This is a genomic window from Pseudolysinimonas sp. (assembly GCF_049651805.1).
Lineage (GTDB): Bacteria > Actinomycetota > Actinomycetes > Actinomycetales > Microbacteriaceae > Pseudolysinimonas_A.
This window is the reverse complement of the sequence record NZ_JBASCU010000009.1, coordinates 1-9,850: the sequence shown is the minus strand read 5'-3', so window position 1 is coordinate 9,850 and position 9,850 is coordinate 1. Positions and strand designations below refer to the sequence as shown.

Genomic DNA, 9,850 nt, shown 5'->3' with positions numbered 1-9,850 from the left:
GGCCGGGGCGCGCGTCGTCACCGCCGTGCGCGAGACCTTCCGGCTGCCCACCCCGGCCGTGGCGGCCCCACCCGTTCCTGCGGGTGCCGAGCTCGGCATCCGCGGACTCGCGCCGGTCGTGACGCCGAACGCCGACTTCTACCGCATCGACACCGCCCTCCAGGTGCCCAACCTCGACCCCGCCGAGTGGCGGCTGCGCATTCACGGGCTCGTCGAGAACGAGTTCGAGCTCACCTGGGACGAACTCATCGCCCTGCCGCTGGAGGAGAGCCACACGACGCTGATGTGCGTCTCGAACCCCGTGGGCGGCGAGCTCGTCGGCAACGCGCTGTGGCTCGGCTACCCGATCCGCGAACTACTGGCCCGCGCGAAGCCGACGAGCGAGGCCGACATGGTGCTCTCGCGCAGCTCCGACGGCTTCACCGCGTCGAGTCCGCTCGAGGCCCTCACCGACGACCGCAACGCGATCCTCGCGATCGGCATGAACGGCGAGCCGCTGCCGCTCGAGCACGGCTTCCCCGTGCGCATGGTCGTGCCCGGCCTGTACGGCTATGTGTCGGCGACGAAGTGGGTCGTCGATCTGCAGGTCACCCGGTTCGACCAGGCCCGCGCCTACTGGACCGACCGGGGCTGGAGTGCCCGAGGCCCGGTGAAGATCTCGTCGCGCATCGACGTGCCACGCAGCGACGTGTCGGCGGGTGAGGTCGTCGTCGCCGGCGTCGCCTGGCACCAGCACACCGGTATCGCGGGCGTCGAGGTGTCGATCGATGACGGCCCGTGGCAGGATGCCGAGCTCGCGTCCGCCATCTCGACCGACACCTGGGTGCAGTGGAGCTACCGCTGGGATGCCGACCCCGGCGCCCACATGCTCAAGGTGCGGGCGACGAGTGCCGACGGCGAGGTGCAGACCTCGGATTTCGCTCCGGTCGCCCCCGACGGCGCGACCGGCCACCACACCGTCACCGTCTCGGTGGTCGAGTAGCCCGCGCAGCGAGCGTGTCGAGACCACGCCGCGAGACCTAGTCCTTCGCCCCCGTAACAGCGAGCACGCCGCCGAGGCCGATCATCATCACGCCGCCGGTCGCGCCGAGCCGCTCGATGCGCTTCGGGGATCGGGCGAACCAGTCGCGGGCCGACCCGGCGGCGAGCGCCCAGGCGCCGTCGCTGAGCAGCGCGAGCACGAGGAAGATCCCGCCGAGCAGCAGCATCTGCCCGGGCACCCACCCCGCTTCGGGCGCGACGAACTGGGGCAGCACCGCGACGAAGAACGCGATCGTCTTGGGGTTCGTGATGCCGACGACGAACCCTTCCCCGAGCATCCGCCGCGTCGACTTTGGCGCCACCCCCGCGGCCATGGTCTCGGCGGTGCGCTTGCGGTGCCGGATCGCCTGCACCCCGAGGAACACGATGTAGGCGGCCCCGGCGAACTTGAGGGTCGTGAAGACGACGACCGACTGGGTGATGATCGCACCGACACCGAACGACACGGCGACGATCACCGGCACGATGCCGATCGCGTTGCCGAGCACGCTGAGCAGCCCGCCGCGGCGGCCGAGCGCGAGCGACCGGCCGACGACGAACAGCACGGTCGGGCCGGGCATGATGACGAGCACGATCGCGGCTGCCAGAAACGCGAGCAGATTTGGCAGTGGAAGCATGGCGCCACGGTACTCCGATGAAGAACGATCGAGGGATGCAGAACCGCTTCGTGATCCTCCACGGCTGGGAGAACCGCCGTCCCCCCGACCACTGGGAGCACTGGCTCTTCGACGAGCTGACCGCCCGCGGCGCCGAGGTCGACTACCCGCAACTGCCCGACCCCGACACCCCCGACCTCGACACCTGGCTCGCAGCACTCGACCAGCTGGTGACCCGCGGAGAGCGCCCCGTGACGCTACTCGCCCACAGCCTGGCGGCATCCCTCTGGTTGACCCGCCTCGCCCGGAGTGACTCGCCCGGGCTCGTCACGCGCCTCGCGCTCGCCGCGATCCCCGCGCCCGACGTGCTGCGCTCGACGGTCGTCGAAGCGTTCATCGACCACCCGCCGGTCATCGCGCCGTTGCCGGGTGTCGAGCAGATCGTGTTCGAGGGCGAGGACGACCCCTACTCGCCTGGGGGCGTTCGCGCGGCGTACGAGATTGATCCGTCGATCCCGGTGGAGCTGGTGAACGGCGGCGGCCACCTCACCCCCGACTCGGGCTTCGGGCCCTGGCCGCGCATCCTGGAGTGGACGCTCGCCACCGAAGAGATGCCAAGCTGAAGGTATGACGAATAGCGGACTTCGATGGGGAATCCTCGGCGCGGGCGGCATCGCCAAAGCCCAAGTGGCCGACATGCAGTTGCACGGCTTCACGGTGGCCGCGGTCGCAGCGCGTGACCTCGCCAAGGCGCGGGCGTGGGCCGACGAGATGAAGGTGCCGACCGCCTACGGCAGCTACGAGGAGCTGGCAGCCAACCCCGACATCGACGCTGTCTACGTCGCGACCGTGCATCCCGCCCACGCCGCCGCCGCCCGCATCGTGCTCGAGGGCGGCAAGCACGTGCTGGTCGAGAAGCCGTTCACGATGGATGCCGCGCAGGCACAAGAACTCGTCGATCTCGCGGCGTCGAAGAACCTCGTGATCCTCGAGGCGATGTGGACCCGCTGGCTGCCGCACATGGTGCGCATCCGCGAGATCCTCGCCGAAGGGCAGCTCGGCGACGTGCGCACCGTACTCGCCGACCACGACCAGAAGATCGACCACATCGCGCGCCTCATCCGACCGGAGCTCGGCGGCGGTGCGCTGCTCGACCTCGGCATCTACCCGGTGTCGTTCGCCTGGGACGTTCTCGGCGCACCCGACACGGTCATCGCCCACGCCACGATGACCGACACCGGCGTCGACCTCGAGACGGCGATCATCCTCGGCTACCCGAACGGTGCCCATGCGGTGCTGCAGACCCAGATGAACGGCACCGGCCCCAACCGCGCCGCGATCGTGGGCACGCAGGGTCGCATCGAGATCGAGTCGGTCTGGTACAACCAGACGGCCTTCACCCGCTACGACGCGGAGGGTGAGGTCGTCGAGCGGTTCGACGCGCGCGAGCCGGGCCGCGGCATGCAGTTCCAGGCGGCCGAACTGGAGCGCATCGTCGCGTCGGGAAAGCTCGAGGGCGACATCTTGGCGCCGGCGCAGACCGTCGCCATCATGGCCACGCTCGACGAGATCCGCCGCCAGATCGGGCTCAACTACCCGAGCTGACGCGGCCCCTAGACAACGTGACCGCCGGGTGCGGCAATACCCTGCAGCCGGCGATCTCGTGCATCGCAGATGCGATCAGCAATGCTGCGTAGCGAGGAACTCAACCACATGTCCGCGGCTTCGCCCTCGGAATAATCGGCCTTGGCAATACTGTTCACGCGTCCATCGGCCTCTAGCCGACGAACGTTCTCGTAGTTCGCGGCGTCCGTCCAAACTCCGAGCGTGCCGCCACCGGCTCGCCCGACAACCGAAAACACCGGAACGTCGCTGGGACCGTCCGCGATGTAAATCATGTTCTGGACCGGAACGCGGCGCTCGTCGGGATCCATCCGAGCGTTGACGTCCAGCGCGGGCTCGACGTTGACCCCCTTGTTGATCTCAAAAATGGCGCGCGTCTTGGTCGTGTTGTCAATCACGTACCCCACTTGCGTGAGCTTGTCGCTCAGCTCCACGCGCCCGAGCGTCTCCAGGTATCCCGGTCCCGGCGGGTCTGACAAGAGTTCGCACGCCCAGACCCCGTCGACGTGTTCAAAGATCGGATTGCCTTCGATCATCTGGCGCAAGCCGGTGGAAACGATGTAGTGCTCCACCTTCAGGTCGTGGTGCGCGTACCGCTCGTCGGCCCGAACGAGGTCTCGCATTCGCTCCATGAATTCAGGCATGCCGGGGGCCAGTGGAACCAGCGACCCCAGCTCTCGCAGGCGAGCGTTGGTCAGTCCCTCGAAGGGGCCGCCGTCGATGTAGGTCAGCATGTGGCCGAGATAGGCCGTGTCCTTGGATACTTTCAGGCCGCGCTCCTGAAAGTGGTCCACGAGGGCGTTAACCTCGCCCCAGAACTCGTGTGCATCTATGCCGTATGCATCGAAGATGGGTTGCTGCATGTACCCGGGCGTAAGCGTCTTGTCAAAATCCCATACGAACGCGATGACGTTCTGCGCGTTGAGGGCGGGTGGCATTAAGCGATCTCTTGCGGACTGAATAGATAGTCCGACTCTCGGGTCCACCAACCCTGTATGCGCGCAGCAGTGCCTCGCAGCTCTTCGTGAGCGTGGCCCATCGAGCTCAGCGGCGTGACGACCGTGACCATCCAACCCCGGTGGATGAGCGCAGTGACGTTCTCCTGGAGGAGATGCCAGTTCGGGGCAGTGGTCACGATGCACTCGACTGCATATGCATGTCGGAGGACAACGGCTTCTCCGACGGCCGCGACATTCCACGTCTCGATACCGACCTCGTCCACAAAGTCCTTCCACCGCAGGAGCTCGGGCGCCTCTCCAAATTCTCGCCATCGCTTGCAGGAAGCGACTCCCGCGCCATGTACCTGAGCTTCTGCAGTCGTGCTGGTGGTCGCCATGGCGGCAGCATAGGCCCGGCCCCCGACCGAACTACGGCGACTTGCGCAGCGGCCGCTGCCAAGGCGTGATGTCAGTCCTCGCGGCAGCCGAGTCGAACTTTCCACACCCGACGCACGTGTGAGACCGGCAACGCTTGAGCCGCCCACGGTGTTCAGTCGCTCGGCGCCCCGATCGCGAACTCGGTCGATCCTCATGCCACAAGTGTCGCGCCGAAGAGTTTCGCGCCGATTTATTTGCATCGATCCGGCGTGGCGTTGGACCCACGCGGCGCGCCCGCTGCCTCTGGGGCAGGTGCTACCAGTAGTCTGGAGCTTCCAATATCGCGCGGATAAACGATCCGAAGGGCCCTGATGGCTGCATCTCGTGACCTCGTCGAGCTGCGGGACTTGGATGCCAATCCGGCTCTCAGCGCCCAACAGGCTACCTGTGCGAACCCGCGTTGTGACGAACAGTTCTTTCGCACTCCAGGGCCGGGCAGACCCCGGGACTTTCACAGCGAGGACTGCCGCCGAAGTGCTGAGCGCGACCTTCGCAAGACCTTGGGGCAGATCGAACACCTTCAACACCAAGCCGAGCAGCTCCGCGCCCGGGCCAGTGCCTATATCCGGACGAGCGTGGGCGATGATCCGGGAGATCTCGGACCCACACCGCAGGAGCTAGCTGCTGCACGCGAAGCATTGGCGGAGGTTCGCGGGATGTCGCGTTTCCTCGAGGGCCACCAAGATCCGCTAGCGGAGGATCTCTTGAAGCTCTATCACGCAGTGGCGCCGCTCGCCCGCTAAATCGGCGCGGCGCCTCGGTGCGTTTGACCGCAACCAGGTGGCCTTGAGGCGGACGCGACGGGCTGCGACCGCCTCCTGATGGGGGCTCAGGCCATCGTCGCGACGTCGATCACGAACCGGTAGCGCACGTCGGACTTCAGCACGCGCTGCCAGGCCTCAGTGATCTGGTCGGCCGCGATGAGCTCCGTCTCGGGCACGACGCCGTGCGCCGCGCAGAAGTCGAGCATCTCCTGCGTCTCGCGGATGCCGCCGATGCTCGAGCCCGCGAACGACCGGCGGTTGCCGAACAGGGCGAACACCGGAACCGGCAGCGGCTCGGGCGGAGCCCCGACGTTGACGAGCACTCCGTCGAGTCGCAGCAGCGAGAGGTAGGCCCGCATGTCGATCTCGGCCGACACGGTGTTGACGATCAGGTCGAACTCGTTCTTCAGTTCGGCGAAGGTGGCCGGGTCGCTCGTCGCGAAGTAGCGCGTCGCCCCGAACGCCCGCCCGTCGGCTTCCTTCGACAGCGTCTGCGACAGCACCGTCACGTCGGCCCCAAGCGCGTGGGCGATCTTCACCGCCATGTGGCCGAGCCCGCCCATCCCGACGACCGCGATCTTGCGGCCGGGGGCCGCGTTCCAGTGCTTGAGCGGCGAGTAGGTCGTAATGCCCGCGCACAGCAGCGGAGCGGCGACCGCGAGGTCGATCGCCTCCGGGATGCGCAACACGAAGTCCTGGTCGACCACGATGTGGGTCGAGTAGCCGCCCTGGGTGACGGTGCCGTCGCGGTCGACGATGCCGTAGGTGCCGACGTTTCCGTTCTCGCAGTACTGCTCGAGCCCGGCCCGGCAATTGACGCACTCGCGGCAGGAGTTCACCATGCAGCCCACGCCGACCCGGTCGCCGACGGCCCACTTCGTCACGCCCGACCCGACCGCCGACACGACGCCCGCGATCTCGTGGCCGACGGTGAGCGGGTAGGTCTGCGCGCCCCAGTCGCCACGCACGGTGTGGATGTCGGAGTGGCAGATTCCGGCATACGCGATCTCGATGAGAACGTCGGCCGGCCCGACGTCTCGACGTTCGATTGTGGTGGGAAGGATGTCGGCGGTAGGGGAAGCGGCGGCGTAGGCCGTGACAGTCAGCACCCCTCCACGTTAGGCGCCGCACTAGCCCTCGCGCTTCCGGTCGGCCACGATGTGGTCATGTCAGAGTCGACGATGGATGATCTCGCCTACGCCCGCGCGGCGACCCTTCAGCCCATCGAGTCCATCGCCGATGCCGCCGGCATCCCGCGGGAGGCGATCGAGCTATACGGGCGCCACATCGCCAAGGTGGACATCTCGAAACTCCCGCCGGGCGGACGGGCGAAACTCGTGCTGGTCAGCGCGATGAGCCCGACGCCCGCCGGTGAAGGCAAGACGACGATGTCGGTCGGCCTCGCGGACGCGATCGCCCGAACGGGTCGGCGCGTGATCGTCGCTCTGCGCGAACCCTCGCTCGGTCCGGTGCTCGGGATGAAGGGTGGTGCCGCCGGCGGTGGCCGATCCCAGGTGCTGCCGATGGAAGACATCAACCTGCACTTCACCGGCGACTTCCACGCGATCACCAGCGCGAATAACACGCTCGCAGCGATCGTCGACAACCACCTTCATCACGGCAACGCACTCGGCATCGACCCGCGGCGCGTGACGTTCCGCCGGGTGCTCGACGTCAACGACCGCGCGCTGCGCGACGTCGTGCTCGGGCTCGGCGGGCCGACCGAGGGCGTGCCGCGCGAGGGCGGCTTCGACATCACGGCGGCATCCGAGGTGATGGCGGCGTTGTGCCTCGCGACCGACCTGGCGTCGCTCAAGGCGCGGATCGCGGCGATCACGGTCGCCTTCACCGCGGATCGACGCCCGGTCACCGTCGCCGACCTCGGCGCGGCCGGGGCGCTCACCGCGCTGCTGCGCTACGCCATCCGCCCCAACCTCGTGCAGACGATCGCGGGCACCCCGGCGCTCGTGCACGGTGGCCCGTTCGCGAACATCGCCCACGGCTGCAACTCTGTCGTCGCGACGACGGCCGCCCGTTCGCTCGCGGAGGTCGTCGTCACCGAGGCGGGCTTCGGAGCCGACCTGGGCGCGGAGAAGTACCTCGACATCAAGAGCCGGGTCGCGGATGTCGCCCCCGACGCGGTCGTCCTCGTCGCGACGATCCGCGCACTCAAGATGCACGGCGGTGTGGCGCTGACCGACCTCGCGACACCGGATGCGGATGCGGTCGACCGCGGCATCCCGAACCTCGCCCGCCATGTCGAGAACATCCGCCGCTTCGGTCTCACGCCCGTGGTGGCGATCAACTCCTTCCCGACCGACACCGACGAGGAGCGGCAGCGGGTGCTGGCCTGGGCGAAGCACGCGGGTGTTGCCGCAGCGATCGCGGATGTCTGGGCCAACGGCGGGGGCGGTGCGGGCGGCGACGCGCTGGCGGAAGCCGTGCTCACCGCGATCGAGCAGCCGTCGACCTTCCACCACCTCTACGACCTCGACCTGCCGATCGTCGAGAAGATCCGCACCGTCGCCCGGCAGATCTACCGCGCCGACGACGTCGAGTTCGCTCCCACGGCGCTGCGCAAGATCGCCGAGATCGAACGCAACGGGTGGGGCCGCTTTCCGGTCTGCATCGCCAAGACGCAGTACTCCTTCTCCGACGACGCGACGCTGCTGGGCGCCCCCGAAGGCTTCGTGATCCACGTGCGTGACGTCATCCCGCGCACCGGCGCGGGCTTCGTCGTCGCGCTCACCGGCACGATCATGACGATGCCCGGCCTGCCCGCCCGCCCGGCGTTGGAGCGCATCGACATCGACGCCGACGGCAACATCACCGGGCTGTCGTAGCCTGGATCCACCGATGCCCGAGAACAACACTCGCCTGAAACGAAAGGCATCTCGTAGGCGCAAGCTTTTCCCTGCCGCCAGGGCTGCCCTCGCGTCGGTTGAGCGTCCCCACGGACAGGGGCGCCAACGCGGGGTTGAAAGTCGAGGCGATCGTTGCGGGGATGGTGGCCGGGGCAGACTCGATCGATGACTCCGCCCGCACCTGCCCCACGCCTGGCCCTGGGAAGCCGCCTGGACGGTGCTGCTCCTTGACGCGACCGGGCCGCCAGGGGGACGAGAGTTCGAATCAGCGTCGAAGCATGGCACCGGCGAAGCGCCCCAGGTCGGCGATGTTGAACGTTGCGTCACCGAGCCCCACGGCAAGCACCCGTTGGAACAACCGCTCGTCCCGGGCACAGGCTCGCACCGTGGCTTCGATGGCACGAGGCCGGTCGATCAATGGATAGAGCGCGCGCAACTGTCGGTGTTGGCGGCCGAATCTCTTCCGCAGGGCTCGTGGATAGGCATTTCCGGCGTCGGAGTCGGCTATCCCGACGCGTCCGGCGAGCGCTCCCGAGGCGAGCGCGTAAAAGATGCCTTCGCCCGTGAGGGGGTTGATTTGACTGGCCGCGTCTCCGACGAGCAGGATTCGCCCGACGGCCAGCCGGGGCATGCGAGTGGACAGGGGCAGCAGGTGACCGGTCATGCGAGTGGATTCGATCGCGAATGCCGGCAGGAGTTCGCTCGCCCTCTTCACCAGGTGCGCCTTACTGACCCCCTCAGCAGCCGTGCCGTAGCCCACATTCGCCATTCCCCGTGCTGTCGGAAAAGCCCAGGCATAGCCGAGTCCGTCACCGGGAACTGGATCCCACCGGATATAAAGTTCGTCAAGTCCGTCGGCTGCGGCCACGTAGCCCCTGACTGCCACGGCCAGGTGCCGTCCCCGATTGCGTGGCTCTCCGGCGGCTCTGCGCACCGTCGAGTTGGCCCCGTCCGCTCCGATCAGCACCGGCGCGCTCCACCGGCCGTCCACCGCGACGTCTCGCTCATTCTGATGTATCTCATGCACCGCGTGCTGCTGAAAGATCGCGCCGGCGGCGATCGCCGCTGACATAAGTCGGAGATCGAATTCGCGTCGGGGAACGACATAGCCGGGCAGCGGCGCAACGCCGAGGATCTCCACGCCCGAGGGGGCGACCAGTCGAAAGCGGGAGACCCGCTCCTGTGGGCGGAGTTGCTCCGTCAAGCCGAGCTGTGTCAACTCCGTCACAGCATCGGGCCCGATCCCGTCGCCACAGGTCTTGTCGCGGCCGAGGGGCGCCCGGTCGAGTATCAGTACGCGCGCGGTGGGTCGCTCGCGCAGAGCTGCCAATGCCGCGGCCGAGCCCGCGGGGCCCGCCCCGACGACGATGAGGTCGAAGTTCTGTGCTGCGGTCGCTACCACGGCGCGCGCTCGTCGCGCACCGCCTCACGATATCGCCCGATCGTCATCCTTCAAGCAGACGACGAGACTCACCTATAGTGCTCGCGTAATGGGGTGCGTGCCTCATTTGGGATCTGCTCGCGAAACGCTGGCCCCGCGTCGAGCGCTGGTGTGTGCTGGCGGGATGGGCTCGTTGTCGATGTCG

General features: G+C 67.9%; 8 protein-coding genes. 4 read left to right on the top strand and 4 right to left on the bottom strand.

Annotated features, from left to right (window positions below; genetic code table 11):
* Nucleotides 1-982, top strand: a 982-nt coding sequence (locus tag WBL06_RS01590) for a molybdopterin-dependent oxidoreductase (protein ID WP_424454221.1), incomplete at its 5' end; no start/stop codon positions are given.
* Between the two features lie 37 nt (nucleotides 983-1,019).
* Here the strand turns inward: WBL06_RS01590 and WBL06_RS01585 are convergent.
* Nucleotides 1,020-1,658, bottom strand: coding sequence for a LysE family translocator (locus tag WBL06_RS01585; protein WP_424454220.1), 639 nt, complete (start codon nucleotides 1,656-1,658; stop codon nucleotides 1,020-1,022).
* A 17-nt stretch (nucleotides 1,659-1,675) separates the two neighbouring features.
* Here WBL06_RS01585 and WBL06_RS01580 point away from each other — a divergent pair, with 17 nt between their 5' ends.
* Together WBL06_RS01580 and WBL06_RS01575 are read left to right on the top strand one after the other, a co-directional pair.
* Nucleotides 1,676-2,260, top strand: coding sequence for an RBBP9/YdeN family alpha/beta hydrolase (locus WBL06_RS01580; RefSeq protein WP_424454219.1), 585 nt, complete (start codon nucleotides 1,676-1,678; stop codon nucleotides 2,258-2,260).
* Between the two features lie 4 nt (nucleotides 2,261-2,264).
* Nucleotides 2,265-3,242: a Gfo/Idh/MocA family protein gene (locus WBL06_RS01575; protein WP_424454218.1), complete on the top strand. Its 978-nt coding sequence runs from the start codon at nucleotides 2,265-2,267 to the stop codon at nucleotides 3,240-3,242.
* 8 nt (nucleotides 3,243-3,250) lie between these two features.
* On the opposite strand, the gene WBL06_RS01570 is transcribed toward WBL06_RS01575, so the two are convergent.
* The gene (locus WBL06_RS01570) at nucleotides 3,251-4,198 is read right to left on the bottom strand and encodes an HAD family hydrolase (RefSeq protein WP_424454217.1); all 948 of its coding nucleotides are present in this window, start codon (nucleotides 4,196-4,198) and stop codon (nucleotides 3,251-3,253) included.
* Nucleotides 4,199-5,465: 1,267 nt separating this feature from the next.
* Nucleotides 5,466-6,509 (bottom strand): NAD(P)-dependent alcohol dehydrogenase, encoded by a 1,044-nt coding sequence (locus WBL06_RS01565; protein ID WP_424454216.1) that lies wholly within the window; start codon nucleotides 6,507-6,509, stop codon nucleotides 5,466-5,468.
* 57 nt (nucleotides 6,510-6,566) lie between these two features.
* Here WBL06_RS01565 and WBL06_RS01560 point away from each other — a divergent pair, with 57 nt between their 5' ends.
* A complete protein-coding gene (locus tag WBL06_RS01560) occupies nucleotides 6,567-8,243 on the top strand; it encodes a formate--tetrahydrofolate ligase (protein ID WP_424454215.1) in 1,677 nt (558 codons plus the stop codon).
* Nucleotides 8,244-8,529: 286 nt separating this feature from the next.
* Here WBL06_RS01560 and WBL06_RS01555 read toward each other — a convergent pair whose 3' ends face one another.
* The gene (locus WBL06_RS01555) at nucleotides 8,530-9,666 is read right to left on the bottom strand and encodes an NAD(P)/FAD-dependent oxidoreductase (RefSeq protein WP_424454214.1); all 1,137 of its coding nucleotides are present in this window, start codon (nucleotides 9,664-9,666) and stop codon (nucleotides 8,530-8,532) included.
* Nucleotides 9,667-9,850 lie beyond the last annotated feature (184 nt).

Bases quoted from the DNA above. Each gene is read 5' to 3' on its own strand.
- WBL06_RS01560 (WP_424454215.1), top strand. From the start codon at position 6,567: ATGTCAGAGTCGACGATGGATGATCTCGCCTACGCCCGCGCGGCGACC.
- WBL06_RS01570 (WP_424454217.1), bottom strand. From the start codon at position 4,198: ATGCCACCCGCCCTCAACGCGCAGAACGTCATCGCGTTCGTATGGGAT.
- WBL06_RS01575 (WP_424454218.1), top strand. From the start codon at position 2,265: ATGACGAATAGCGGACTTCGATGGGGAATCCTCGGCGCGGGCGGCATC.
- WBL06_RS01585 (WP_424454220.1), bottom strand. From the start codon at position 1,658: ATGCTTCCACTGCCAAATCTGCTCGCGTTTCTGGCAGCCGCGATCGTG.
- WBL06_RS01580 (WP_424454219.1), top strand. From the start codon at position 1,676: ATGAAGAACGATCGAGGGATGCAGAACCGCTTCGTGATCCTCCACGGC.